The sequence below is a fragment of the Pseudomonas sp. SMN11 genome (genome assembly GCF_052041945.1).
In the GTDB taxonomy this organism is placed as follows: domain Bacteria; phylum Pseudomonadota; class Gammaproteobacteria; order Pseudomonadales; family Pseudomonadaceae; genus Aquipseudomonas.
Map to the genome: position 1 here is coordinate 38449 of NZ_JBKGGW010000027.1, position 25526 is coordinate 63974.

At 63.2% G+C, this 25526-nt stretch carries 27 protein-coding genes and 2 pseudogenes; 16 read left to right on the plus strand and 13 right to left on the minus strand.

Annotated elements, in window-relative coordinates; genetic code table 11:
* Positions 1 to 199: 199 nt before the first annotated feature.
* Positions 200 to 382 carry a DUF2986 domain-containing protein gene (locus ACLEJU_RS20295; protein ID WP_435423884.1) on the minus strand — a complete coding sequence of 61 codons (183 nt, stop codon included), beginning with the start codon at positions 380 to 382 and terminating at the stop codon, positions 200 to 202.
* 124 nt (positions 383 to 506) lie between these two features.
* Here ACLEJU_RS20295 and ACLEJU_RS20300 point away from each other — a divergent pair.
* Both ACLEJU_RS20300 and ACLEJU_RS20305 read left to right on the plus strand, forming a co-directional pair.
* Positions 507 to 878 (plus strand): annotated as a pseudogene (locus ACLEJU_RS20300) (tetratricopeptide repeat protein); the annotation flags it as partial.
* A 145-nt stretch (positions 879 to 1023) separates the two neighbouring features.
* A complete protein-coding gene (locus ACLEJU_RS20305; protein WP_435423883.1) occupies positions 1024 to 2214 on the plus strand; it encodes an MFS transporter in 1191 nt (396 codons plus the stop codon).
* Positions 2215 to 2224: 10 nt separating this feature from the next.
* On the opposite strand, the gene ACLEJU_RS20310 is transcribed toward ACLEJU_RS20305, so the two are convergent.
* Entirely contained in the window at positions 2225 to 3157 is a 933-nt protein-coding gene (locus ACLEJU_RS20310) for a LysR substrate-binding domain-containing protein (protein ID WP_435423882.1), read from the minus strand.
* Between the two features lie 303 nt (positions 3158 to 3460).
* On the opposite strand from ACLEJU_RS20310, the gene ACLEJU_RS20315 reads away from it, so the two are divergent.
* From ACLEJU_RS20315 to ACLEJU_RS20340, 6 genes are all read left to right on the plus strand, one after another.
* Entirely contained in the window at positions 3461 to 4354 is an 894-nt protein-coding gene (locus ACLEJU_RS20315) for a LysR substrate-binding domain-containing protein (RefSeq protein ID WP_435423881.1), read from the plus strand.
* Positions 4355 to 4455: 101 nt separating this feature from the next.
* A complete protein-coding gene (locus tag ACLEJU_RS20320) occupies positions 4456 to 5160 on the plus strand; it encodes an SDR family oxidoreductase (RefSeq protein WP_435423880.1) in 705 nt (234 codons plus the stop codon).
* A 226-nt stretch (positions 5161 to 5386) separates the two neighbouring features.
* Positions 5387 to 7366, plus strand: a complete 1980-nt coding sequence (gene hflK / locus ACLEJU_RS20325) for a protease modulator HflK (protein ID WP_435423879.1) — start codon at positions 5387 to 5389, stop codon at positions 7364 to 7366.
* Entirely contained in the window at positions 7363 to 8385 is a 1023-nt protein-coding gene (hflC, locus tag ACLEJU_RS20330) for a protease modulator HflC (RefSeq protein WP_435423878.1), read from the plus strand. Before hflK (ACLEJU_RS20325) ends, hflC begins: the two co-directional genes overlap by 4 nt.
* Positions 8372 to 9412, plus strand: a complete 1041-nt coding sequence (hflK, locus tag ACLEJU_RS20335) for a protease modulator HflK (RefSeq protein WP_435423877.1) — start codon at positions 8372 to 8374, stop codon at positions 9410 to 9412. The genes hflC and hflK (ACLEJU_RS20335) overlap by 14 nt, the downstream gene beginning before the upstream one ends.
* A 37-nt stretch (positions 9413 to 9449) precedes the next feature.
* Positions 9450 to 11414: a heavy metal translocating P-type ATPase gene (locus ACLEJU_RS20340; protein WP_435423876.1), complete on the plus strand. Its 1965-nt coding sequence runs from the start codon at positions 9450 to 9452 to the stop codon at positions 11412 to 11414.
* Here the strand turns inward: ACLEJU_RS20340 and mtlD are convergent.
* The 3 genes from mtlD to ACLEJU_RS20355 form a co-directional block, all read right to left on the minus strand.
* Positions 11411 to 13585: a bifunctional mannitol-1-phosphate dehydrogenase/phosphatase gene (mtlD, locus tag ACLEJU_RS20345; RefSeq protein WP_435423875.1), complete on the minus strand. Its 2175-nt coding sequence runs from the start codon at positions 13583 to 13585 to the stop codon at positions 11411 to 11413. The genes ACLEJU_RS20340 and mtlD overlap by 4 nt on opposite strands.
* A gap of 564 nt (positions 13586 to 14149) precedes the next feature.
* Positions 14150 to 14446 carry a DUF3144 domain-containing protein gene (locus ACLEJU_RS20350; RefSeq protein ID WP_103447561.1) on the minus strand — a complete coding sequence of 99 codons (297 nt, stop codon included), beginning with the start codon at positions 14444 to 14446 and terminating at the stop codon, positions 14150 to 14152.
* Between the two features lie 84 nt (positions 14447 to 14530).
* On the minus strand, positions 14531 to 15382 hold the full coding sequence (locus ACLEJU_RS20355) for a diguanylate cyclase domain-containing protein (RefSeq protein WP_435423874.1): 852 nt from the start codon (positions 15380 to 15382) through the stop codon (positions 14531 to 14533).
* Between the two features lie 119 nt (positions 15383 to 15501).
* On the opposite strand from ACLEJU_RS20355, the gene ACLEJU_RS20360 reads away from it, so the two are divergent.
* The 8 genes and pseudogenes from ACLEJU_RS20360 (at position 15502) to ACLEJU_RS20395 (ending at position 21575) form a co-directional block, all read left to right on the plus strand.
* Positions 15502 to 15990 (plus strand): isochorismatase family protein, encoded by a 489-nt coding sequence (locus tag ACLEJU_RS20360; protein ID WP_435423873.1) that lies wholly within the window; start codon positions 15502 to 15504, stop codon positions 15988 to 15990.
* A gap of 84 nt (positions 15991 to 16074) precedes the next feature.
* Entirely contained in the window at positions 16075 to 16845 is a 771-nt protein-coding gene (locus ACLEJU_RS20365; RefSeq protein ID WP_435423872.1) for a hypothetical protein, read from the plus strand.
* Positions 16846 to 17135: 290 nt separating this feature from the next.
* Complete coding sequence (locus tag ACLEJU_RS20370; protein WP_435423871.1) at positions 17136 to 18329, plus strand: PAAR domain-containing protein; 1194 nt, start codon at positions 17136 to 17138, stop codon at positions 18327 to 18329.
* A gap of 68 nt (positions 18330 to 18397) precedes the next feature.
* Positions 18398 to 18751 (plus strand): hypothetical protein, encoded by a 354-nt coding sequence (locus ACLEJU_RS20375; RefSeq protein WP_435423870.1) that lies wholly within the window; start codon positions 18398 to 18400, stop codon positions 18749 to 18751.
* Positions 18752 to 18857: 106 nt separating this feature from the next.
* Positions 18858 to 19127: pseudogene (locus ACLEJU_RS20380) on the plus strand (hypothetical protein); the annotation flags it as partial.
* Between the two features lie 279 nt (positions 19128 to 19406).
* On the plus strand, positions 19407 to 19934 hold the full coding sequence (locus ACLEJU_RS20385; protein WP_435423869.1) for an HvfA family oxazolone/thioamide-modified RiPP metallophore: 528 nt from the start codon (positions 19407 to 19409) through the stop codon (positions 19932 to 19934).
* Positions 19935 to 19999: 65 nt separating this feature from the next.
* Positions 20000 to 20845 carry an HvfB family MNIO-type RiPP peptide maturase gene (locus ACLEJU_RS20390; protein ID WP_435423868.1) on the plus strand — a complete coding sequence of 282 codons (846 nt, stop codon included), beginning with the start codon at positions 20000 to 20002 and terminating at the stop codon, positions 20843 to 20845.
* Positions 20838 to 21575: an HvfC family RiPP maturation protein gene (locus ACLEJU_RS20395; RefSeq protein ID WP_435423867.1), complete on the plus strand. Its 738-nt coding sequence runs from the start codon at positions 20838 to 20840 to the stop codon at positions 21573 to 21575. The genes ACLEJU_RS20390 and ACLEJU_RS20395 overlap by 8 nt, the downstream gene beginning before the upstream one ends.
* Here the strand turns inward: ACLEJU_RS20395 and ACLEJU_RS20400 are convergent.
* The 8 genes from ACLEJU_RS20400 to ACLEJU_RS20435 all read right to left on the minus strand — a co-directional run bounded on the left by ACLEJU_RS20400 (position 21572) and on the right by ACLEJU_RS20435 (position 25506).
* Positions 21572 to 22504 (minus strand): TetR family transcriptional regulator C-terminal domain-containing protein, encoded by a 933-nt coding sequence (locus tag ACLEJU_RS20400; protein ID WP_435423866.1) that lies wholly within the window; start codon positions 22502 to 22504, stop codon positions 21572 to 21574. The genes ACLEJU_RS20395 and ACLEJU_RS20400 overlap by 4 nt on opposite strands.
* A 176-nt stretch (positions 22505 to 22680) precedes the next feature.
* Positions 22681 to 22878 carry a hypothetical protein gene (locus tag ACLEJU_RS20405; RefSeq protein ID WP_435423865.1) on the minus strand — a complete coding sequence of 66 codons (198 nt, stop codon included), beginning with the start codon at positions 22876 to 22878 and terminating at the stop codon, positions 22681 to 22683.
* Positions 22838 to 22942 (minus strand): rubredoxin, encoded by a 105-nt coding sequence (locus ACLEJU_RS20410; RefSeq protein ID WP_435423864.1) that lies wholly within the window; start codon positions 22940 to 22942, stop codon positions 22838 to 22840. The genes ACLEJU_RS20405 and ACLEJU_RS20410 overlap by 41 nt, the downstream gene beginning before the upstream one ends.
* 28 nt (positions 22943 to 22970) lie before the next feature.
* A complete protein-coding gene (locus ACLEJU_RS20415; RefSeq protein WP_435423863.1) occupies positions 22971 to 23918 on the minus strand; it encodes a Rieske 2Fe-2S domain-containing protein in 948 nt (315 codons plus the stop codon).
* Positions 23893 to 24027 carry a hypothetical protein gene (locus tag ACLEJU_RS20420; protein WP_435423862.1) on the minus strand — a complete coding sequence of 45 codons (135 nt, stop codon included), beginning with the start codon at positions 24025 to 24027 and terminating at the stop codon, positions 23893 to 23895. The genes ACLEJU_RS20415 and ACLEJU_RS20420 overlap by 26 nt, the downstream gene beginning before the upstream one ends.
* Positions 24028 to 24133: 106 nt before the next feature.
* Positions 24134 to 24547 (minus strand): hypothetical protein, encoded by a 414-nt coding sequence (locus ACLEJU_RS20425; RefSeq protein WP_435423861.1) that lies wholly within the window; start codon positions 24545 to 24547, stop codon positions 24134 to 24136.
* Positions 24548 to 24633: 86 nt separating this feature from the next.
* Positions 24634 to 25032 (minus strand): hypothetical protein, encoded by a 399-nt coding sequence (locus ACLEJU_RS20430; RefSeq protein WP_435423860.1) that lies wholly within the window; start codon positions 25030 to 25032, stop codon positions 24634 to 24636.
* A 135-nt stretch (positions 25033 to 25167) separates the two neighbouring features.
* Positions 25168 to 25506 carry a hypothetical protein gene (locus ACLEJU_RS20435; protein WP_435423859.1) on the minus strand — a complete coding sequence of 113 codons (339 nt, stop codon included), beginning with the start codon at positions 25504 to 25506 and terminating at the stop codon, positions 25168 to 25170.
* Between the last annotated feature and the right edge of the window lie 20 nt (positions 25507 to 25526).

Below are 25526 nucleotides of genomic sequence, written 5' to 3' on the forward strand. Positions count from 1 at the left end.
CATTAAGATTTGTTTAATCGTCACTGGCGGGGAGGTAAGTGACGAGGCATGTGCTCAATGCGGCATGGGGAGGGTATGTAGCTGGACCAGCAACTGCGTAGACGATCAATCCCGCCGGCATGAAAAGGAATTCACGAAAATGGTCAGACTTTGCTTGATGAAATATTGCAGACGCAGCGCTGATCGAGCCTGTCGGGGCTCAGGCGATTGCCTGGGCCGCCGGTGTGTCTGAGTCGCTCTGTACAACTGCTGCTTCAGTTTCAAGCTTCAGCCGGTCGGCCTTGCTGATGTACTTGGGCTTGTTGCTCTTGGGCGCCAGCTTGGCATTGGCCTTTTTCTGGTGGGCCTTGAGCAGCTGTTTGAGTTTCTTCTGGCGGTTCATTGCGTATCTCTGATGTGCAACGTGGGTCGCGCATTGTACCTCGGGAACTTCATCCTGCGGGCCCGGTCTGTAGCCTCTCGCCGAATTCACCTGACGCTTTCCGGTCCTTTTGAGTACCTATCCCATGCCTAGCCAGCACCTGCTGCCAGCACTGCTCCTGTTGTTCAGCACCGTCGCCTGCCAAGGCGCGCTGGCGGGTTCATACTCGGCCCCGGTGCGCAGCAACAAGGCCTCGACCCAGCTGATAGAAGCTGCCTCGCGACAATATGAAGAAGGCAAGCTGGACCAGGCCGCCGCCACGCTGGAACGTGCGCTGCAGATCCAGCCGAACAACCCCGCCACGCTGCACTACCTGGGCGTGCTGCGCCTGGAGCAGGGGCAGTATGACCAGGCTGAAGTGCTGGCGGTGCGCTCGAATCAGCGAGTTGGCAGTAATACCGCGTTGCGCAATCGCAACTTCCAGCTGATCCAGGCTGCGCAAAAGGCTCGGAACTCGGCTGCGGTATCCGTGGCCGACAAAACCCGGTGAGCGTGAAGACTGAAATGATTGGTGAATTCAGTTCCATTTATATGTGAGAATTGGCCAATAATTGTCTTTAAAGGAATGAATAAACTGGTGGCCCATTAACAGGAGCCTCCCAATGTCTGCCTATGAATCAACCGCACAGGTTGCTTCCACTTCCAGAAACGCAGGAATCAGCATCGCGATCCTGGCCTTTTCCGCCTTTCTCATCGTCACCACCGAGTTCCTGATCGTCGGGCTGCTTCCCGCGCTGGCTCGGGACCTGAACATTTCGATTGCCGCTGCGGGGCAACTGGTGACACTGTTTGCCTTCACCGTGATGGTTTTCGGTCCGCCCCTGACTGCGGCGCTGTCGCATCTGGATCGGAAAAAGCTGTTCATCGGGATCTTGCTGCTGTTCGCCGCAGCCAACGCCGTTGCGGCCGCTTCGAGCAACCTCTGGCTGCTTGGCGTGGCGCGCGTGGTGCCTGCCTTGGCCTTGCCGGTGTTCTGGGGCACGGCCAGTGAGACCGCCGGGCAACTGGCTGGGCCGCAGCGGGCGGGGCAGGCCATTTCGAGGGTTTACCTGGGGATCTCGGCGGCCATGCTGCTGGGCATTCCGCTGGGTACTGTGGCGGCCAACGCGATCGGCTGGAGAGGGGCTTTCTGGCTGCTCGCCGGGCTGTCGTTGATCATGGCTGTGGCCATGTGGGTCTACATGCCGAGCGTGGCACGCACGGCCAAGGTGGATTTCCTCAAGCAGGCTCGGATTTTCAAGGAACCATGCTTCCTGGCCAATGTGCTGCTTTCGGTGGTGGTGTTCAGCGCCATGTTCATCGCCTACACCTACCTGGCCGACATCCTCGAGCGAGTCGCGGGCGTGGCTCCGGCCGATGTTGGCTGGTGGATGATGGGCTTTGGCGCAGTTGGCCTGGTGGGCAACTGGATTGGCGGCAGGGCCGTTGACCATTCGCCGATCAAAGCCACCATCGGCTTTCTCGCGATGCTCGCACTGGGCATGGCCGCGGCCGTTCCACTGGCTCAAGCTGGCTGGCTGTTCTGTGTTGCGCTTGGGCTGTGGGGCATCGCCAATACAGCGCTTTACCCGGTCAGCCAGGTGCGGGTCATGCGTTCGGTCACCCACGCACAGGCGCTGGCGGGCACCAGCAATGTCTCGGCGGCCAATGCCGGCATTGGTGTGGGCGCCATCGTCGGCGGCATGACCGTTTCGAACCTGGGCATCGGCTACCTCGGCTACGTGGCCGCTGCCGTTGCGGTACTCGCGCTGCTCCTGGCGTTGGCGGTTCGCCACCTCGCGCCTGAGCGTTAGCGCAGGGCACTCAGCTGTCGCCGGGCCGGCTCCCATGGGGCGCCAGCCGTGGCAGCAGGTAGTCCAGCAGGGCACGGACCTTGGGCTGGTTCTCACGGTTTTTCAGCCAGACCAGGTTCATGGGCAGGCCGTCCGTTGCCAGCTCAGGCAGCACTTCGACCAGTGTGCCCTGGTCGATGTGCTGCTGGGTCAGCCAGGTCGGTAACTGGCCGATGCCATGCCCGGCGAGTACAGCGGCCACTTCGCCCTCGCCGTCGCCGACGGCGATACGCGCCTGCGGCGTCCGCCGCTCCATCTCTCCTGGCTGGCGACCTTTGAAGAACCACGGGCTGACCTGGCCGTCGCCGTGCCCATAGCCGACACAGTGGTGCTGATCGAGGTCACGTTCGCTTTGCGGGGTGCCGTGCTGTGCAAGGTAGGCGGGTGAGGCGCAGAAGATCAGGCGCTGGGCGCCGAAAAACTGGTGGCCCAGGCTGGCTGGCCAGGCATCCGGGCCGCCGATGCGCACGACAATGTCGATGCCTTCGTGCTGCGGGTCGATAAAGCGGTCGGTAAACGAGATGTGTGGTTGCAGCAGCGGATGCTGGTGGATGAAGTCCAGGATCAGCGGCAGCACATGCAACCGGCCGAACGAGGCCGGCAGGTCTATCCGCACCTTGCCGTGAGGCTCGTCGCCCTCGGCGCTGAGCGCATGCTCTACCTGCTCCAGATCGGCCAGTACCGAAGTACAGGTGCGGTAGAAGGTGATACCTGCCTCGCTCAGCGCCAGGGTGCGGGTGGTGCGGTTGAACAGCCGCACCCCAAGGCGTTCCTCGAGGCGCGCCACACTCTTGCTCACCGCAGATCCTGTGAGGTTCAGCCGTTCGGCTGCGGCAGTGAAACTGCCCAGGTCAGCGACGGCGACGAACACGTCGAGCCCTTTCAGCCGTTCAGATGAAAACATTCGTTACTCCCTTTGAGCGCCATTGGAACAGGAATTGCTCGCAATGCTGAAAAGCTGACCAGACAGGGGATACGCCAATGCTTGTGGAGGATCACTACTTCATGTTCCTCGTTGTGGCGATCGTACTGGCCGTGGATGTGGTGGCGGTCACCCTGTATTGGCGCAGCAAACCCTGAACCCAGCCTCGGGGGCAGAATACCCCTAGTCGGGGCCTTTGCGATGGATCATCGCCTGGCAGCGCTTCCAAAGCCGAGGTGATGGCGGTAGCCTCGGGAGACCTTGGCCGATAGAAAATCCATTCCCATGCCTGCTGGTTTCCCCGGGTTGCCGTCACTCAATGCGCTGCGTGTATTCGAAGTGGTGGCGCGTCAGTTGAACTTCCGCCTTGCTGCAGAGGAGCTGGGCGTGACCCAGGCGGCGGTCGCCCAGCAAGTGCGTGGGCTGGAGGCCAGCCTGCAGGTGCGCCTGTTCGAGCGCCTGCCGCGGGGCGTGGGCCTGACCGATGCCGGGCGTGGCTATGCGGCGAGCATCCGCAGCGCCCTGGGGATGATCGACGAGGCGACCCGGCTGCTGCGCCCGGCACCGTCCCGGCTCACCGTCAGCGTGACGCCGACTTTTGCCTCGAAGTGGCTGATTCCAAGGCTTGGCCACTTCGCCGAGGCCCACCCTGACATCGATCTGCGCGTGCTGGCCACCGACAGGCTCTCGCATTTTCGTACCGATGGTGTCGACATCGCCGTGCGCTACGGGCAGCCGCCATTCGGTGGCGGGCTGAACGTCGAGCTGCTGATGGAGCAACGGATCGTCGCGGTGGCGAACCCCGCATTGTTGGCTGAAATGGGCAGGCCAGAGAGCTTTGCGGCCTTGCAACGATTTGTCGCCTTGCACGATGGGCATAACTTCTGGCCACAATTCACGGCTGCCTTCTTCCCTGATCATCCGAAGCCGTCGGCGAAGAGTGTGCGCTTCAACCAGACATCGCTGGCCATCGACGCCGCCATCGGTGGGCAGGGTATTACCCTCGCCAGCTATGCCTTCGTCCAGGAAGACATCGCTGCCGGCAGACTTGAGCAGGTCTTTCCACAGCAACTGACGCTGGACAAGGCGTTTTACCTGGTATGGCCACGCAAGGCGCAGGAGGCAGCAGCACTGAGCCTTGTCAGAGGTTGGCTCAGCAACCAGGTAGGCGATAGTTAATCTACTGGATTGGCAAACTTTGCGTGCCTCCCTCGATCAGTTGCCGGCTGCTAGTGTGATGAAACTTGCAACAGCGCAGTTCCATTACCCAAGGAGGCAACATGTCTGTAGAAAAAGTGGCAATCATCACCGCCGGTGGTAGCGGCATGGGCGCTGCAGCGGCACGTCGGCTGGCCGCTGACGGCTTCAAGGTCGCCATCCTGTCCTCTTCAGGCAAGGGCGAGGCGCTGGCCGCCGAACTGGGTGGCATCGGCGTCACCGGTAGCAACCAGTCGGTCGAGGACTTGCAGCGCCTGGTGGATGCCGTGGTGGAGAAATGGGGCCGCATCGACGTGCTGGTCAACAGCGCCGGCCACGGCCCGCGCGCGCCGATCCTGGAGATCAGCGACGAAGACTGGCACAAGGGCATGGACACCTACCTGCTCAATGTCATTCGCCCGACACGGTTGGTGACGCCTTACATGCAAAAGCAGAAAAGCGGGGTGATCATCAATATCTCCACCGCCTGGGCGTTCGAGCCTGTTGACTTGTTCCCCACATCGGCAGTATTCCGTTCGGGCCTGGCTAGCTTTACCAAGATCTTCGCCGACCAGTTCGCTGGCGATAACGTGCGTATCAACAACGTGCTCCCCGGCTGGATCGACAGCCTGCCGGCCACCGAGCAGCGCCGCGACAGCGTGCCGCTCAAGCGCTACGGCACCAGCGAGGAGATTGCCGCCACCATCGCCTTCCTGGCCAGCGACGGTGCTGGCTACATCACCGGGCAAAACATCAAGGTCGATGGCGGCGTGACGCGTAGCGTCTGAGCAGGTTATTGGGGGAGAGGCCAGCAGGTGATCGGCGCTCCGTTTTCAGCGCCTTCAAGATCGAGCGCCGCATGCCTTGCGGCTACGCTTAAAGACCCAAATGCCAATTTTACGTTTTGCGACAAATTTTTTACATTTGTCGTTATAACGTTACGCCGCTCGTCACCGGTGGCCGTCAGCTCGTTCGGCTCTAGACTTGCAAAGCCTGGTCTTTCCTGGAGTCTTAATGAGAGTCGATCTAGACACTGAGGCCGCCGACCTCGATGGTTACCCTCGTTTTCAGCGTGCGCTGGTCCATACGCGCAAGCTGAGGCAGCTGATGTACCTGGCGTTGGCAGTTGCTGTACTGCTGGCGTTGTTGCAAGGGCTGATCGGAATATTCAGCCCTGACTCCTACTGGCTGGTCCTGCTCGCCGTCAACGGCGCCGTGCTGCTTCTATTGGCGGGCGCCGCGCAGTCGGCCTGGCAGGTGGCCAGCTGGCGTGCGATTGCCATGGGCCAAGTGCCCGCCCCGCTGCTGTTTACACGCGCTGGCGAAGAAACCGTCGAGCCTGAATCGCTCAGTCGTTTCGATCGCTGGTGCCGGCAGGTCGCCGATGCCTGCCGGCGGCAATGGCGCAGGCTTGGCGCAGAAACCCCCTGGCTCGTTGGCCTGGCGTGCCTGGCACTGCTGCTGGTCAAGGGCGCTTGGCGCTTCGACCTGGCGACACCGTCGGTGGCAGGGCAGGTGACGTGGGTTGCCATCGGCCTGTTGGCCGTTTTTGCGTTTTGCCTGGTCGTGCTCGAGCGCCACCTGATGGCTGAAAGCGAGGCGACCTGGCCCGAGGCCGCAGCGCTTGCCGCCACCTTGCGGCTGGTCATTGCTGTGCAGGTGCTGACCATTGCCTGCCTGGTCTGTATTGATGGCGAGCGGCTGTGGCCGGCCCGCCTGGCAGTGCTGATCGGCCTGTTGCCCGGCCTGGCAGCGCTCGAACTGCTGACCCGGGCAGTGCTGGCGATGTTCCGCCCCTCGCGCCCAGGTGAAGAGCCGGCACTGGTGGCGCGCAGCCTGGCGGGTGACTTCCTGCAATGGCCACCGCGGCCACTGGCCGTGCTGCAGGACGAACTGCATGAACGCCTGGGCATCGACCTGCGCCAGGTATGGGCGTTCGCCTTCATGCGCCGGGCATTCCTGCCGGTGGCGGCGCTGGTGGCGCTGGTCGGTTGGCTGCTGACCGGCATCGTCGAGGTGCCGACCAACAACCGTGGCGTCTACGAGCGCTTTGGCAACCCCGTGGCGGTGTACCCGCCAGGCCTGCATGTCGGCTTGCCCTGGCCCTTTGGCAAAGTACTGACAGTGGACAACAGCATCGTCCATGAATTGGCGACGACCACCGCCGAGGGAGTCAGCGAATCGCTGGCGGCTGCCGACGGTGCCCCGCCGACCACCGCCAACCGGCTGTGGGACGCCACTCACCTGAGCGAGAACTCGCAGGTGATTGCCGGTGCCGATGGCGGGCGTCAGGGCTTCCAGATCGTCAACATGGACGTGCGCTTCATCTACCGCATCGGCCTGAGCGACGCGGCCGCCCTGGCGGCGGCCTATCACACGGCCAACGTCGAGCAGCTGTTGCGCAGCGTTGCCAATCGCGTGCTGGTCCACGACTTTGCCGGCCGTTCGCTGGATGGTCTGCTGGGCGCCGAACGTGCCGAGCTCGGCCGTGACATCGGCCGTGCGGTGCAGGCGGACCTCGACCGCATGGATACCGGGGTAGAACTGCTGGCGACCTCGGTGGAGGCCATCCACCCGCCCGCCGGCGCAGCCAATGCCTACCATGCCGTGCAGGCCGCGCAGATTACCGCCCAGGCGCTGGTCGCCCGTGACCGTGGGCTGGCAGCGCAGAAACTTGATGAAGCCCGCCAGAGCGCCACGTCGTTGACCGACAAGGCCACGGCCGACGCCCATGAAACCCAGACCAAGGCCAACACCGCCGCGCTGCGCTTCGATGCCGAGCACACCGCCTGGCTGCACGCAGGCCAGGCGTTCATCCTCGAACAGTACCTGGAGCGTCTGTCGCAAGGCATGGCGCAGGCGAGCAGCCTGATCATCGATCACCGGCTGGCGGCGAACCAGGCGCCGACCCTGGACCTGCGCAGCTTTGCCTCGCCTATCGACCCTTCACAATCGAAACCCGCATCCGGCCGTACCCAGGAGCGTAACCCGTGAGTTCCCATACCGCACATGGTCATGACCACGACCACGACCACGACCACGACCACGACCACAATCACGATCATGCCGATGGTCACGGCCGTACCCGGCCCGCCTGGCTGCGTGTCGGGGTAGCGCTGCTGCTGGTCCTGATCATGGCCGCGACGGCCTGCCTCGTGCAGGTGCGTGTCGGCGAAGCAACCGTCATCACACGCTTCGGTAACCCGTCGCGGGTGCTGATCGAACCCGGGCTCAACTGGCGCTGGCCCGTGCCGTTCGAGGCCGCGGTACCGGTCGACCTGCGCTTGCGCACCACCTCAAGCGGGCTGCAGGATGTCGGCACGCGGGATGGCCTGCGCATCATCGTGCAGGCCTATGTCGCCTGGCAGGTGGCGGCCGATCCGCAGAGCATCCAGCTGTTCATGCGCGCGGTGCAGAACCAGCCCGACGAGGCGGCGCGGCAGATCCGCACGCTGGTGGGTTCGGCCCTGGAAACCACGGCCAGCGGTTTCGAACTGGCCGACCTGGTCAACGTCGATGCCAGCCGGGTGCGCATCGATGGCTTCGAGCAACGCCTGCGCGAGCACATCGAGCAGCAACTGATCAACAGCTATGGGGTACGTGTGGTGCAAGTGGGCATCGAGCGCCTGACCTTGCCCAAGGTCACCCTCGAAGCCACCGTTGACCGCATGCGCGCCGAACGCGAGACCATCGCCACCGAGCGCACGGCCGAAGGCAAGCGCAAGGCCGCCGAGATCCAGTCGGCCGCCGAGCGTGATGCCCGCATCCTGCAGGCCGATGCCGGGGTGAAGGCCGCACAGATCCAGGCGCAATCGCAAGTACAGGCGGCGGACATCTACGGCAAGGCCTATGCCGGTGCGCCGCAGCTGTACACCTTGCTGCGCTCGCTCGACACCCTCGGCTCGGTCATCAACCCCGGCACCAAGTTGGTGTTGCGTACCGACGCGGCACCGTTCCGTGCCTTGGTAGAGGGGCCTGTGCTGCCAGCGGGGGCTGACCATGGCCAGCCGTGAGCCGTTGTCGTCCAGGCTGCCCGCGGGCCCCTGGCTGCAATCGGGGCGCATCGGCTTCCTGGCTCTGTACGTGGTGGTGCTGTTGGCGGCAGTGGGCTGGCTGTTTGGCAATGTGCGCCAGATAGGCCCGGAAACCCGTGCGGTGGTCTTGCGCCTGGGCGCCGAGGAGCGCATCCAGAACGCGGGCTTGTTGCTGGCCTGGCCTCAGCCCTTCGAGCAAGTGGTGATGTTGCCCTCGGCAGCGCGGGTCACCGAACGCCGGGTGGAGTTGCTGCTGCGCTCGGCGCTTGCGCAGAAATCCGACAAGGACGGCACCCTGGCCAGCGATGCCACGGCAGGTTCCGGTTATCTGTTGACCGGCGATGCCGGGGCGGTGCAGCTGGACGTGCGGGTGTTCTATAAGGTGAGCGACCCCTACGCCTTCGCGCGACAGGGGCAGCACGTGCAACCCGCGCTGGACCGCCTGGTGGAACGTAACGCCGTGCAGATCTGCGCCTCGCGCGACATGGATGCCATCCTGGTCGCGCGCCCGGAGCTGGTCGGCGGCGATGCCCGTTTGGCCGATCAACGCGAGCGGCTTCGCGGTGACCTGCAGCAAGGCATCAATGGCAGCCTGGCCCGGCTGCAGTCGGCCGGCGCCAGCCTGGGCATCGAGGTGGTGCGGGTGGACATCCAGTCTTCGCTGCCGTGGTCGGCGGTCAGCGCGTTCAACACGGTGCTTACCGCCAGCCAGCAGGCCGAGCAGGCGGTGGCCAAGGCTCGTAATGACGCCGCTCGCCAATTGCAGCAGGCCACCCAGTCCGCTGATCGTACCGTGCAGGTGGCCCAGGCCGAAGCCAGCGAGCGCTTGTCCCGCGCCCAGGCCGCCACCGCGACGATCGTCGGCCTGACCCAGCAGCAGGATCCGCAGTTGCTGCTGCGCCTCTACCGTGAGCGGGTGCCGGCGATCCTGGCGCGTGCCGGGTCGGTCACCACCGTCAACAAAGATGACGTCGGGCACATGATCCTGCAGGGCCCTACGCAATGACTACGATGCCTTTTTCCCAGTTCTGGAGCTGCTCGCGATGAGTACTCATCACTGTCATGGTCACGGGCACCATCACCATGCCCACAGCCACCTCACGTCCGGCTTGCTGTCGCAGGCTGAGCAGCGCACCGCCGCACGCCAGCTGAGCCTGGCGATGCTGGCCCTGGGGTTGCTGGCGCTGGGCCTGGTCTGGCGCTGGCTGGCGCCGACCCAAGAGGGCGTCAGCCAACTGCTGCTGGGCGCCGCCTCGCTACTGGTGGCGGTGCCGGTACTGCGCTCGGCCTGGTTCAGCCTGCTGCACCCCAGCCTGCATGGCATCACCGATCAGCTGATCGCCCTGGCCATGCTGGGCGCCTGGGCAACCGGCGACCTGGCCACCGCGGCACTGCTGCCGATCATCATGATTTTCGGCCACATGCTCGAAGAGCGCAGCGTGCTGGGTTCGCAAGAGGCCATTGCCGCGCTGGGGCAGTTGACCCGCAGCCATGCGCGGCTGATCGATGCCGACGGCCAGGTGCGCGAGGTCGACAACGCCAGCCTCAAGCCAGGTGACCAGGTCGAGGTGCGCGCCGGTGACCGCGTGCCGGCCGACGGTCGTGTCCTGCAGGGGCAGGCCAGCCTCGATACCGCGCCCATCACCGGCGAGGCGGTGCCGCTGGAAGTGGCCAGTGGCATGGATATCCATGGTGGTTCGATCAACCTGGATGGTTTGCTGCGGGTAGAAGTCACCCGTGTTGGCGATGACTCCACCTTGGGCAAGGTCATTGCCCTGATGCAGCGCGCCGAGCAAGCCAAGCCGCCCATTACCCGGCTGCTCGAACGCCACGCCGGGCGCTACCTGGTACTGGTGTTGCTGATTGCCGCCGTGACCTGGTTCATCACCCGCGATGCCCAGGCCATGCTGGCCGTGCTGGTGGCTGCCTGCCCGTGCGCCCTGGTGCTGTCGGCGCCGGCGACGGCAGTGGCGGGGATTGCCGTCGCTGCCCGGCATGGCATCCTGATTCGCGGTTCGGCCTTTCTCGAAGAACTGGCCGATTTGTCTTCGCTGGTGATCGACAAGACGGGCACGCTGACCTACGGCGACCTGCGCCTGCGCAGCGTAGTTGGCACGGCCGCGGGCTTGCCCGAGGCCGATATCGTCAACCTTGCGGCCAGCCTCGGCGCCGCCAGCAGCCACCCGGTCAGCCGGGCCCTGGCGGCGCTGGTGCCCCATGAGCAGCATCTGGCCCTGCTGGACATCCACGAACGCCAGGGCTTTGGTGTAGTGGCGCACACGGCCGAGGGTGAAGCGGCCCTGGGGCGCCCGGAGCTGTTCCGCCAACTGGGCCTGCAGGTGCCGCCGGTGCCCGAGCATGACGGCCCGATTGCCGGCCTGGCGCTGAACGGGCAATTCCTCGCCTGGCTGCTGCTGGCCGACCATGTGCGGGCAGAGTCTGCCGAGGCGATGCAGCAGCTGCGCGAGCTTGGCCTGCAGCGCCAGTTGCTGCTGACCGGTGACCGCTGCCGTGTCGCCGAAGCCATTGCCGAGCAGGTCGGCATGACGCGCGTGGTGGCCGAAGCCCTGCCGGAAGACAAGATGCACCACGTCAACCAGGAACTGCAGCTGGGCTTCCGCCCGTTGGTGGTGGGGGATGGCATCAACGACTCGCTGGCGCTGAAGGCCGGTGTGGTCGGGGTGGCCATGGGCGCCAACGGTGCCGACATTGCCCTGGCCGCAGCGGATATCGTGCTGATCAACGGCGACCTGCGGCGCCTGGCCACCTGCATCCGCCTCAGCCGCGAGTGCCGACGCACACTCCAGGTGAATGTGCTGATCGGCCTCGGTTGGACCTTGGCGATTGTGATTGCCGCCGCATTCGGCCTGCTGGGCGTGGCGGGGGCCATGGTTGCTGCGCTGCTGCACAACCTCAGCACGCTACTGGTGCTGACCAACGCCGGGCGCCTGTTGCGCTATGACGAACGGCTCGGGCAGAGCAACGCGGTACCGGCGCTGCAGCCCTAGCTGAGCACGGCGTCAGGGCCAGGCGCGCGCCTGGCCGCGCCGCTGTTGGCTGCAGGCGCGATGCTCCACTCGGCGCTGTCGCGTCGCTGCAGGCGACGGAAGTGGGCCGCAATGCTGTCGATGATCGGCGCATCTTCGAGCGGGTCCAGCCCCGGATAGGGCTTGCCGTGGTAATCACCCTCATGGGTCAGTACCGCCTCGACCTGCTCGCCGCTGGCCCTGTAAAGCTGCTTCATCAGCTGCGCCTCGCGATCTTTGCTGGTGTTACAGCGCAATGCATAGTGAATGGCCAGCGCCGCCCCGAACGCCAAGGCCGGCGTGTCTATGCCGTGCTTGCGGGCCAGGTCGATGCTGCTGAGGATGCGTTCGTTGCGCTGCAGCTTGCGCATCGGGTCGCGGCCGACGCGGGCACAAGGGTCCTTGAACGAAGACTTGCAGCGCTCCAGGAACGCGTCGGCAAACCGCCCGACCACCTCGGCCATCTGCGGGTACTCTGCCACCAATGCAGGCGCCACTTCCTGATGGATCAAGCGCTCGGCCAGCGCGCTCACGCGGGCGTCGCCCATACCCTGGCCGACCCAGCTGTAGCCCAGCAGGCTGGCGTACCAGGCGATGATGGCGTGCGGGCCATTCCACAAGCGGTTCTTGATGATCTGGATCTGGGTAATGTCAGTGACGGTTTTCACCTGGCGCAGCCGTTCCAGCAGGTCGCCACCGCGCTCGACATACAGCGGCATGTCGGGCTCGCTGTTGAACAGCACCAGATGCAACTGGCTCAGCGCATTGCTGGACTGGGCGAAAGGCCTGAAGTGGCCGATCAGCCGTTGGTACTCGGCGGTCGGTTTTGCTGGCACCGGTTCGTCTTCAAGGCTGTTCTGGAACATCTGCGACTTGATGCGCAATTGCCGAACCAGCGCATCATTGCTGATCTTGGAAACGATGCGGCTGACCACGGTTTCGGCGAAGTGGGTCTTTTCCAGTACCTGCTTGCAGATTTCGGGCGTACACAGCAACGCCAACTGCGCCTGTACCTGCCGGCGGACAAATGCACCGCCGCCGATCTTGTTGAGCACGATCAGCAGGGTCAGCTCACGACCGCGGCGCTCGAAGCGCTGCAGCAAGCCTTTGGCAATGACCTTGGCCTGCTGCTGAATCGCCTGTTCGGGCAGGCTCAGGCCGATGATTTCGGCGGCGTTGTACATCTCGATCACCGCCTGCTCATCGTCCATGTCGATCATGCGCACATTTTCGACGGTCTGGTCGAACGCGCTGGCACCGTAGCGCACGCTGTAGCGGCCGAACGCGGCAACGGTTTCCCTGAGCATGCGCGAGCGGGTGGCAGCGATGATTTCGCAAGGCCGGGTATAGCCGTCCCAGTGGGCGAACACCTGGGTCAGGTAACCGCCGCCGATGGCGCCGAAACCATGGATGCCGACACAGAACTGGTTGAGCGAGGCCGGGAAGGGTTCGGCGAGCTCCGGCATGCCCAGGTCGGGCACGCATTCGCTCAGGTCGGCGAGGAACCCGTGCATGCTGCGGTAGGCCTTGAGCGCACCCGCCTTGACCTCGGGCGCAGGCGGCTTGATGTCTTCGATCAGAATGGCCTGGCCTTCGGCGCGGATGGCTGAAAGCAGGCCGTTTTCCGAGTCTTCGAGCATGAAGCACTGAGCGGGCGCGCAATTGAGTGCGCGGGCAGCGCGCAGGAAAATTTCCGGGTGCGGCTTGCCCTGGCTGACCTCATCGCCGCAAACGGTGATGTCGAAGTACTTGAGCACGTTGGCATTGATCAGGTATTCCTCGGCAATCGCACGGCGGCTGGACGTGGCCACCGCCAGGGTCAGGCCGGACTTGCGCAGGCGTTCCAGCACTTCCAGCAAGCCTGGCTTGATCGGTACGCCGTGATTGCGCACGTACTCCAGCTCCAGCTCATCAGCGCGCTGACGAATCTGCGCATAGGGGAAGTCCTCGCCGTTGTGGGCCTTGGCGAGGGCCTCGGCCTTTTTCGCGCTCAGGCCCAGCGAGCCGATCAGCGTCTGTTCGCTCAAGGCCCTGCCGAAGATTTCCAGCGAGGCCTGTTTCAACGTTTTGAAACGCAGGCGCTCGGTGTCGAACATCGTGCCATCCATATCGAAGATGGCGCTGAGAATTTTGTTGCCCTGAAACAAGATCATGTAGGTATTGCCCCTTTTTTTGGCGTGAAACACTTCGCCTTCAGCGACTGAATGGCGAGTCAATGCGTGTCGACTGCGGGATGGGCAGTCAGGTAGGGGGCATGCGATCTACAGGGGGGCGCTCGGGTTTGACCCAGAGGTAGGGCGGAGCGGCGCGGGGCGTGCAGAGGAGGGCGAGGAACTTCGAGGCAAGGCGGGCGACTTTGGATTCACGCCCACTGGCTGCAGCTTGGCTGGCAGACAATGGGCGCACAGAGCGATGGATACGTGTGATTCCAAGCATGAGTTGCTTATCTTCCTTATTCGGGTGACTGTCGTTCCTTTTTTACCCTTGCACGTATGCGCAAGCATATGCAAGGCGGCAGTCACAGAAGAACAGGTGCACATGACGCGCGAAGCAACCTGTTTTCTGATTTAACAGAGGACTCTGTGGGAGCGGCTTTAGCCGCGAACACCGGCAACTCCGGTGCCATCCACCGCGTCGCCTGCTTCGCGGCCATAGCCGCTCCCACAGGGATCGCGCCAGCTATTAAAGAATGAGTAACACCTTTGCCGGTCTGAGCCTTAGCTGTCCTTGCCCAGCACGTAACGGTCGAACTGCTCGATGTACTCGTCGACGTTGTCTTCCAGCATCATCCGGTACTGCTCGCTGAAGTACTTCAGGATTTCCTCGCGCGCGGCGGCCATTTCGGCGCCGGACTTGAAGTTGCGGGCGCTGAGCCAGGCACTGAAGCGGCTGGCGGCGAAGGTCATCGAGGCGCTGACCTTGCCGATGTCGGCGAGGGTGTCGAGCTGCTGGTTGGCCAGGTCGATATGCGCATCGGCGCGGTCGTAGAATGCCTGGTCGGTGGCTTGGGTCATGGCGGGATACCTGTGTGGGCCTGTCGTGCGGGGCGCGCAGCATGCCACAGCGGGCACCTGCCGGCAGCAATTTCCGGCAGCAGCCTAGCGCGCCACGGAGCGGCGCCGCTTGTTGCGGTACATGTCGTCATCGGCGCAGTTGAGCAGGGTGTCGATGTCTGCGCCGTCGTCCGGGTAACAGGCCACGCCGATGCTGCAGGACGGCATGGGCAGTGCACGCTGCTCGCTGGCCAGTGGCGTTGCCAGGGCGGCGAGGATCTGGGCCATCTTTTCGGCTACCGCGCCCGCCGGGCTCAAGTCGCTCAGCAGCACGGTGAATTCGTCGCCGCCCATGCGTGCCACCGTGTCCTGCTCGCCGACACAGCCCTCCAAGCGCCGCGCGACGGCGCGCAGCACCTGATCACCGATGGCATGCCCGTGCACATCGTTGATGCCCTTGAAGTCATTGATGTCCAGGAACAGCAGCGCAAACGGGCGCCCGTGGCGCAGGGCGCTGGCCAGCCGCTCGTTGAACAGCGAGCGGTTGCACAGCCGGGTCAGCGGGTCATGGTGGGCGAGAAAGCGCAACTGCTGCTCGGCCTGGGTAAGCGCCGTGATGTTGCGCGCCACGCCAATACGCGCGCCCACCTCTTCGGACCAGAAGGCCGACCAGAGGATGTGCACCACGCCACCGTCCTTGCGCAGGTAGCGGTTGCGGAAGTCGCTGTGCGACTGGCCGTTCATCACCCGAATGATCGAGGCCCTTGTGGCGTCCAGGTCTTCGGGGTGCATGTAGCGGGTGATCGGGGTGCCGATCAGCTCGTCGGCTCGGTAACCGAGCAACGCCTCGCAGGCATTGCTGACGAACACGATGGTGTTGTCCCGATCGACCACGAACACGGTGTCGAGCATCAGCTGGATCAGCTTCGGGTAAAGTGCTTGCAGGTCAACAGGCATAGGGGCGTCCGCTGCATCGGGCTCAGGCGTGGCCAGCATACACAGAGCAGGGTTGGTTCCACCAGCGGCCATTCAAACAGATATACTCCGCGGCCGTTTTGAGCATTCAGGAGTCGTTCATGCAGCAGGTTCTGCTCATCGTTGATGTCCAGTCCACCTTCAGCCCACCCGAATGGCTGGTGGACGGGATTCGCCTGTTGTCAGCAAGCATTCCGTCGATCGCCTCGGTCGAACTGCACGATGAGCAGGTGACGCCGTTCCAAGGCCAGCTTGGCTGGCACCCGGCCGCCGAGGACGAGTGCCTGGTCGAGGTCGACCAGGTGTTCATCAAGCATGGCTATGGCCAGACCGCCGAGACTATCGCCCACATCCGGCAGCTCGGCGTTGAGCGCGTGCTGGTGTGCGGCATGCAGACCGAAACCTGCGTGCTGGCGGCAGGCTTCGCGCTGTTCGATGCCGGGCTCTGCCCGACCCTGGTGACCGACCTGACCGTCGGCTCATCGCTGGACCGCTCCGGCAAGTTGGGTACCGACCTCTGGAAGCACCACTTTGGCAACGTGACCACTCGCGCTGAGGTGATGGCTGAGATCGCGCAGTCTGGTCACTGAGAAAACCGCGAAAAGCCAACGTGCATCGTTTAGCATGGGGACGCCGATGCAGGCTCCCTTCCTAATCGAAACGCGCTAGCCCCCATGACTGCCTTCTACCTCAAGTTCCTCATCACCCCCACGCTCATGTTGGCCATCTCGCTGGCGGCCAAACGTTGGGGCACGCAAATCGGCGGGCTGCTTTCCGGCTTGCCGGTTACTTCAGCCCTGGTCGTGCTGTTCCTGAGCCTCGAACAGGGCCCTGGCTTTGCCTTGCAGGCCGTGCCTGGAGCCCTGGCCGGCCTGGCGGCGGTCCAGGCGACGTACCTGTTCTACTACCGGGTGACGCGGCGGATCGGCGCATTCCCCGGCTGTATCGCCGCGCTGGTGGTTTACGCAGCCATGGCGGCCTTGATGAGCCACCTGGGTTGGGTGGCATTGTCGGTGGTGGTGACCCTGGCGCTGCTCAGCCTGATCATCGTCGTTACCTCGCAACCTGCGCCCACCGGCAACGCCAAGGTGGTGCAACTGCCGCGCTGGGTGATCCCGATGCGCATGCTCACGGCCACCGCGCTGCTAGTGGCGATCACTGCTAGCGCCGAGTGGCTCGGGCCGGTGGCCAGCGGCCTGCTGGCACCGATCCCGGTGATCGCCTGGCCGCTGGCGGTGTTCGCCCATGTTCAGGGTGGGCACCAAGAGCTGGGCGCGATCGTGCGCGGCAACGCCATTGGCGGCGTGGGCGTGTTGGGTTTCTACCTGACGGTGAACAGCTTCATCGAACAGTGGGGCACCGTGCCGGCCATTGCCGCCGCCGTGGTACTGGCCGTGGTGGCGACCTTCGCCCTGGCCAAGCTGCTGGACCGCCGCCGGAAGTAGTCGTCACGGCGCATGGCGCTGCCCGGCTGCAGCTGACCCGTGCATCTGGCGGCCATTTTGTAACTCCTGGATTCGGCAGGGCCGTTTGAAAGCCGATTTACCGATGAGTGAAGGCGAAGTGCCGGCCGGCCGTGCAACTGCCGCAAAGTAGCGCCGTTGCTGGGCCGGCGCTCTTTCCCTGCTTCGGGTACTTTTACGCAGTGTAGGAAAGCGCGAAATCACCCGGTTTCTCTGTCCTACACACCCTTTTTCGCTCAACACACTGTTCATTGTGAAAAGGCAGGCACCGCATGACCGGCGCTGCTGCGCGACTGGATGATCCGATCGAGCATTCCAGCGCATTGAGCGGCTTATTGGCCGGCCTTGCCTTGGGTGCCGGCGCAGTACTGATCGGGATTGCCGTGGTCGGCACCGGAGGGCTGGGTGGCCTGGCGATTGGCGCCATGATCGGTGCAGGAGCGGCTACCGGCGCGGGCATTGGCGAGTTGCTGGGAAGCCTCTCACATGCTCAACGCGAAACAGGGTGGATTACTTCAGGTTCTGACAACGTGCATATCAATGGCAGACCCGCTGCCAGGGCGCATGTCGATCAAGCGGTATGCACTGACCATCTTGTGGTTTCACAAGCCCTCGCTCAGTGCAGCCGGTCTGTCTATATCAACGGGCAGCCTGCGGCGAGGGTTGGGGATTGCACGGTATGCGATGCGAGAATCAGCGCCGGGTCATCGTACGTCTTTATCGGTGGTGGCTCCGAAACTACCGATGAGATCGACCCGGAAGTGCCAGGCTGGCTTGAGGCGACGGTATTGGGGTTTGGACTTGCCAGTGCCGTAGCGTTGGTAGGGCCGGAGATGGCGCTGTGGGGAATGTTCGGAGGTGTGGTTGGTGGTGAGGCAGGGTATCGCTTTGGTAGAAGTCGTTACGGTGAAGGGGCAGATCAACAAAAGCTAATAGCTTTTGGTAGTGCAGTCATCGTAGGTGGGTTGACTGCAAGATATAAAATTCAGCCAAGCGGAGGGCTTGGATCAAACTTTGCTAATGTTGAGGTTGTTAGGCGCCCGGTTTCGGCATCACATACCGGGGAGATTTCGAGTTCAGCTGCTGAAACGGTGCCCACTTACAATGTGCCGTACTCACCCATTACAAGAGGTCAGCGTGTAGTCCTGAAGTCCGAAATGGACAAGAGAATCATGACCAAGGATGAATATAAGTGTCTGGATTGGGATAGGAGATTTGCGAATAAGAGAGCTAAAGGGGTTGCTAGATTTTGGGCTGATGAGCGAGTGAGGTTAAAGCTCGGTGAGCCAGGTACCAGGAATTGGACGGCCGAGCAGCGCGCAGATATATTAAATAACGTCACTCCTAAGTTTAATGGGGAGTCAATGCAGGGGTATCACAAATACAATGCTTTGGACCATCCGCAGCTTGCAAGTGATCCGTTTAATATATATCCTGCAACACGTGCAGAGCATTTTTTGAAATAGCATGGCGGTAATTGGAAAAATGACTCATTTGGCAAGCCAGTTAGTATAAGCCATCCCGAGGACTTCTGATGAGTGTTATTGTAATAGTCGTCGAGCAAGATGAAGTGTCGGCGTCAATGCTTATGAAGCTTCGTCGTGTACTTGGAGTATCACTGCAGTTGCTGAAGGGCGAGATCCTGTCGAGAAACCCAATTATAGAGCTGGAAGTGTTCGACGGTGAATATCAACAGCATGCAGAGCTAATTCGCACAGTGATTGCGCTTCTGGATGCCGAAAAGATAAAAGCGTCTTATTATGAGATTCCTTACGGCCAAAAATATTCGGGCAATCAGCAATTATCTCTATGGAAAGTTAATTCAAGCCTGATAGAAGGCATATTGGTGGCGGCTGATAATGAAGTGAGGCGTCAGCATGATATTTAAAGCTGTGGTAGATGTAGTTGTGGAACGGTGAATAAGCCCTCGTGTATTTTGAGCAGAGTCCGTTGATTTGCTGTGTCGTAGGATAAGCACGTGGCTCGTCGCATGAAAGTCACGCTTAGACATCAATGGCAATCTGATCGCCGAAATCGACCCGCTGGGCCACAAGACCGAGTACTTCATCAGCGACGACGGCCTGCCGCACGCGATCATCGATGACAACTTCAAGTCCCGGTACCTGTGGTGGAACGCCCATGCCCAAGTCGAGCACTTCCAGGACTGCTCCGGCAAAAGCATCTACTACCGTTACGATGATCGCCTGCACCTGATCGCGGTGACCGATGCGCTGAACCAGAGCACTGCGCTGGAGCGCAAGCCGACGCAGCGGCCAACCGGCTGCACGCCAATGCGCGCAGTCCAAGGACAACCGGATCAAGCAGTGGCGGGATCAGGAAGGCAGATGCGACCCTGTGCCTGTATCTCACTGTATCAATGCGCCTGCCACAACTACTCACATACAAAACCTTCGCCCTCCTGATACGCCCGGGATACATCCCTGGGGCCAAATGGGCCAGCCCGAACGAACAAGCCCTACGGCCTGCGTTCCCTGGCTCTTTCGCCCTTGAGGCATGACCCTACGACCATCAGGAGAAACACCATGTCCCGTATCCAGTTCCCCAACAAGACCCGTCTTGGCCTGCTGAGCATCGCCCTGGTGGGCGGTATCAACCTGGCTTCCTCGGCGTTTGCCGTCGAGGCACTGCCACAAGGCTACCAGCTGGCGGCTGCAGAGAAGGCCGGCGAGGGCAAGTGTGGCGAAGGCAAGTGTGGTGCCAGCGGCGCCAAGGCCAAAGCTACCCAGGCCGAAGGCAAGTGCGGCGAGGGCAAGTGTGGCGCCAGCGGTGCCGAGGGCAAGGTCACCCAGGCCGAAGGCAAATGCGGTGAAGGCAAGTGTGGCGACGCCTCGTTCGCCCGCACCGACACCGACCATGACGGCCGCGTTTCCCGTGCCGAGCTGCTGGCAGTCGCCCCGAAGGCCGGTGCCGAGTTCGATGCGATCGACGCCAACCACGACGGGTACCTGTCCGAGGCCGAGGTCTACCAGTTCCGCAAGCACCAGTTCGACGCCAATGGCAATCCATTCCCGACCGACCTGTACAGCAAACTGAGCCAGGCGAAGAACTGACTCTCGGCGGCATCCTCCCCAAGGCCGTGGCCCGGGGAGGGCGCTGCACCACAAGGAACATGCCGATGAACACTTCGTTACCCTTGCAGGGCGCGGGCCTGGGCTTGCGCCGTGGGCTGCTGCCCGAACTGCTGAACATGGACGCCGGCGCCGTGGACTTTCTCGAATGCGCCCCGGACAACTGGATCGGTGTTGGCGGTGCCTTCGGCGAAGGACTGGCGCAGCTGGCCGAGCGTTACCCTCTGTCCTGCCACGGTCTGTCATTGTCGCTGGGCGGCCCGGCTCCGCTGGACCATGGCTTTCTGCGCCAGATCCGCGCCTTTCTCGACCGTCATCAGGTACCGCTGTTCAGTGAGCACCTGAGCTACTGCGCCGATGACGGCCATCTGTACGACCTCATTCCGATGCCCTTCACCGACGAAGCCGTGCGCCATACTGCCCAGCGTATCGCTGAAGTCCAGGATGCTCTCGGCCGGCGTATTGCCGTGGAGAACATCTCCTACTATGCCGCGCCATATCAGGCGATGAGCGAGATCGAGTTTCTTCAGGCGGTGCTGAGCGAGGCGGACTGCGACCTATTGCTGGACATCAACAACATCGTGGTCAATGCCTGCAACCATCGCTACGACGCTGCCGAGTTCCTCGCCCAGGTGCCGGCCAAGCGGGTGGTCTGCCTGCATGTGGCGGGGCACTACGACGAAGCGCCGGACCTGAAGATCGATACCCATGGCGCCAGCGTCAAGCCGGATGTCTGGGGCCTGCTGGCCAGTGCCTACCAGCACCTGGGGCCGGTGCCGACCTTGCTCGAACGCGACTTCAACCTGCCACCGCTGGCCGAACTGCTGGCCGAGGTGCAACACATTCGTAGCCTGCAACCCGTGGCGCAGGCCCTGGCGGTGCGCCATGGCTGACTCGCTGCGCGAACAGCAACTGCGCATGGCTGGGCATATTCGCGATCCGCAGGCCAATCCGCCACCGCCCGGTATCGAAGCGCGCCGTCTGGCGGTATACCGCCAACTGTTCTTCGGCAACCTGCAATCCTTGCTGGCCGGCAGCTTCCCGGTGCTGCATGCCAGCCTCGCCGCCGAACACTGGCAAGCATTGTGTGAAGACTTCTATGCCCATCATCGCTGCCACACGCCGCTGTTCACCGAAGTGGGCGGCGAGTGGGTCGAGTATCTGCAAGGGCGCACCGGCCAGCCTGAGTGGGTCGCCGAACTGGCCCATTACGAATGGATAGAAACGGCCTTGCTGCTGAGCGATGCCGCCGAACCTGCGCATGACCCTGAAGGTGATCTGCTCGAAGGCGTGCCTGTGCTATCCAGCCTCGCCGTGCCGCTGGCCTATGCCTGGCCGGTCAGCCACATCGGGCCGGAGCATCTGCCCAGTGATCCACTTGCCGAGCCGACATTGCTGCTGGCCCACCGCGGTGCAGGCTACAAGGTTAGCTTCTCGCGCCTGGCGCCGTTGGCCCATGCACTGTTGGAGTCGTTGCAAGCCCAGCCACTGAGCGGACGTGAGCATCTGGCGGCGCTGGCCGAAGCTGCTGGTGTCGAGCCCGCTGCCATCGAGGCACCGGGCCATGCGCTGCTGCTCAGCCTGAAAGCCCAGGGCGTCGTGCTCGGCACCCGCCGTGGCTAGGCCGGCGCCAGCCCATTGAGCAGCAGGCGCAGCGAAGCATCGGCCGCAGCCTGGTAGTCGATCCGTTGCCCGGCCTGGCTGGGGGCGTGCCAGCCCAGGCCGAGGCAGGACTGGGCGATGGCCCACACCGACGGCAACACATGCTCCGGATTCACCGGCGCCAGCCTGCCGTTGCTGATCCACTGGCGCACTTGCGCGGTGTTTTCCCGCGCCTGTTGCGCCCAGTGTTCGAGAAAGTTGCCGGGAATGCGCTGGCCACCTTCCTTGAGTTCCTGCAGCAGCACCTTCGAGGCGAACGGCCGATGCTCGAACAGGCTGATCAGCGCCATCACCGTGCGGCTCAGTGCCTGCTGCGGTTCGTCTTCCCTGGAGAACGGTGCGCAGGCCTGCAGGTAGCAGGGGGCGATGTCCTCCAGCACTTGGCTGTAGATATTGGCCTTGGACTTGAAGTAGTAGAGCACGTTGGAGCGGGGCAGGTTGGCCAGTGAGGCAATCGCCGAGAGCTTGGTGGCGGCATAGCCCTGTTGGGCGAATGCCTCGCCGGCGGCGTCGAGGATGACCCGCCGCACCGGTGCGTTCACGGTGTCCTCGGTTTCTCGTGGCAATTCGAACGGCATGATGTACACGGCAACGGTTCCTGGCTGCGCCGGGGGCGTTGCCCCGTGCGCTGAACAATTGAGAACGCGCAATATACAAAAATATATAGCGAAAGTGCGCAGGAATGTGAAGTGGTCGATCGGGTCCAGCACCTGCTCGATACCGGCGAGCGCCTGGGACAGGGATTCAATCAGGTTTTCGCCATGGCTGGTCAGTACCATGCGGCTGCCACTGCGCAGCAGCAGCGGATCATCGGTGAGCTGGCGCAGGCGGCGCAGGGCCACACTGACCGCCGGCTGGCTCTGACCGAGGCGTTCGGCGGTTCGCGACACGCTGCATTCGGACAACTAGGTATGCAGCGTGCGCAGCAGTTGGGTATCGCAGTTCGGCACGGCTTTGGCCACGGCAGCCTCTCTCAGGCCTGGGGCATCCGCGCAATGCCCTGGGCCGGTTCTGGTCAATATGTCGCTATATGCTTAGCACTATACCGTGGCTTGGGCGGGGGCCGTCACCTCCAGTCCGGCAATGCCTTGAGCAGTTCGGCTTTTTCGCCGGTGGCCGCGCCCATCAGGACAAAGCCCTGCATCTGCCGCTCATGGTCGTGGAACACCCCACGCACCTTGGCAACCCCCTGGTCGCAGTGGCCCAGCAGTTCGGTCGACCAGCTACCCTGATCTACCCCAGCCGGTACCCGCTGTGATGCCATCTTCCGGTATTCCCACGGCTTCGTCGTAGATGAAGCCGCAAACCAGGCATTCCCATTTGTACATGTTCGATACTCCCTCGCAGGTATGCCCGTCAGCTGGTGAAGGCGCGGCCCAGGCCCAGGGCGCTCAAGGCCCGGCGGTAGGCGGTGGAGGAGCGGTCGGCCGGGATGTGGATTTCCAGCGAAAGGTCCAGGGGCAGGTCTTCGGGGCGGCACAGTTCGACGATGTCGCGGTCCTCCTCGAACACTTGCTGGTTGAACGCATACACATCGTCCAGCGGCAGGTGCTGATCGAAGTTGCGGGTAATGGCGCAGAACATCCTGGTCTTGCGCGCCGAGATCGGGCTGGCGGCATTGAGGATGACCAGGCGCTGTTCTGGGTCGGGGAAGCTCACCGCAAGCCGTGCGGTGAACGGTGCGAACACGTCGAATGTGCGCTTCCACTGGAAGTCGCTCGGTGCCCGGTGCTGCAGGTGATTGGGGAAGTTGCTGACACTGCTGATGTATTCAGCTTGCATGCCGTGGGCCGTGAGTTCGGCCCGGTAGGTTGGTATTACCGAGTTGTCGCGGTCGGCAAAGGCGTCGTGGTGGATCCAGGCGAAGTGGGCAACATCGATGAACCCCTCGACCTGGCGCCCGGCCGAGGCGGCGATATCGATCGATGGCGGCAGGATGCGCTGGTAGCTGCCATCGTGCCAGGAGGGCATTTCGGGGAAGGGCGCGTCGCTACCGGCCATCAGCACCCAGACCAGCCCGTAGTCTTCGCGGGCGGTGTACATCTGGATGCGGTGGCGTTCGGTGAGGTTGGCATTGGGTTCCGAGGGGATCCGCGTGCAGCGGCCATCGGTGCCGAAGTGCAGCCCGTGGTACGGGCAGATGATGTTCTCGCCCTGCACCCAGCCGCGGCTCAGCGGTGCGCCGCGGTGGCTGCAGATATCCCGGGCAGCGTTGAGCTTGCCACCGGCGCGATACAGCACGATGGGCTCATCGAGCAGGGTGACGGCATAGGGTTTGTCACCCACCACGGCGCTGAAGGCCACGGGGGTGCCAGTGGCGGGTGAGGATCTCACGGTCGTTGGCGCTGAACGAGCTGGTCTTGGTAATCGGGTTCCAGGTCACGCTCTGGCAGGCGGTGGCGGAATTGGACATCTCGCTTCTCCTTGTTTTGTATGGCTGGGGCCATGCTAGGGAAGCGCTGCCGGCCTGCCCATGGCGGGGCAGGCATGTAGTTCATGTGCAATCGGTTATGAGCGCCTTACTGGTACTTGATCACGATCGCCTTGAGCTTGCGACCTTCGACCTTGTGGATGTCGCGATCCCACAGCGGCCCTTCGACATAGGCGGCCACCGGTTGAATGTGGTCATACACCACCACGGCAGCATCGCCGCCAATGGACGCCGCTTCCTCGCGCAGTTTCTGTTCCACTTCGGTGATTGCAGGTGGCGGCTCGACGCTGGCGTCGATCAGCACTTCACCGAGGCGCACATGTCGGCGGATCGGTTCGCGGCGCAACACCTCGACATTGGCCGCGTTGCTCGGGGCAAAGTGCGGCCCGCCGACGTATTCGCTGGTATGGGCGTTGATCGAGCTGCAGCCGGCCAGTGCCAGCAGTGCTGCACCGGCCAGGCCGTGGAGGAGTGGGGAGAAGCTGAACAGGTTGGTTTTCATGCCCGGCATACCTTCGCTGTCGAGCCAGTGGCTGGCTGTTGTGAACATAGTCGAAGGATTTGCCGGGCACAAATGGCGGTGGATCCCTAGCGGCGATAGTAGCGGTGATCGCCATCATAGCGGTGGGCACGGTCGTGGTCGTGACGGCGCTCCCATTCATGACGGCGCTCAGCCTCACGGCGTGCCTGCTCCCGGCGCCATTGCGCGCGGCGCCATTCTTCACGGCGGCGGTCTTCGCCGCGGTAATGCCAGCGGCCGTCGCGCCAGTAGCGGTCATCATCATGGGCGAGCAGCGGCCCCGATTGGCCATCGGCGACGCTGGCCAGATTTGGCCAGGGGCTCTGGGCAGGCTTGGCCGGCGCCTGAGCGACGGTTTCGGTGTTCAGGGCTGCTTGTGGGGCAGGCATTTGCATGGCGGACGCAGAACCGATGGCCGCCAGGGCGAGCAGGCCGGCGAACAGGCATTTCGGGATAGGGAACTTCATGAGCATAGGCAACCCCCAAGGTTGTCATTGAACAAGCGGTTGCACAGCCTCTTGAGGCCGCACACCCGCGTGCGTGGGCATGTCCTGATAGACAAGTTATTGGGGAAAAGTTCTGTTCACTCAGCGCTTTAGTGGCTACAGGTCGCGCAGCCAGACCAGCGGGCGGTCCGGTTCGTCGCTGCCCATGCGGGCGAAGGTATCCGACTCAAGCATGGCCTTGACCTGCCCGCCGAGGGCCAGTAACCGCTCGGCGAAGCCCGGGCCGATGCTGCCATTGTCCTCCAGCGACAGGCCGCTCTGGCTGTGCTGGATCGCCAGGTGGTAGTGGCTGGCGTCGTCGCCGCTGGCCGCCAGGATGACCGTGTAGCGTGGGCCCAGCACGGCGCTAAGGCGCTGTTGCACCAGGTCGAGCAGCGAGGTGGGGCTGCCTTCGTGCAGTGCCGAGGCCAGGGCGGTGGGGGTGAAGGGTGGCATGGGGGTACCTGCAGGGCATG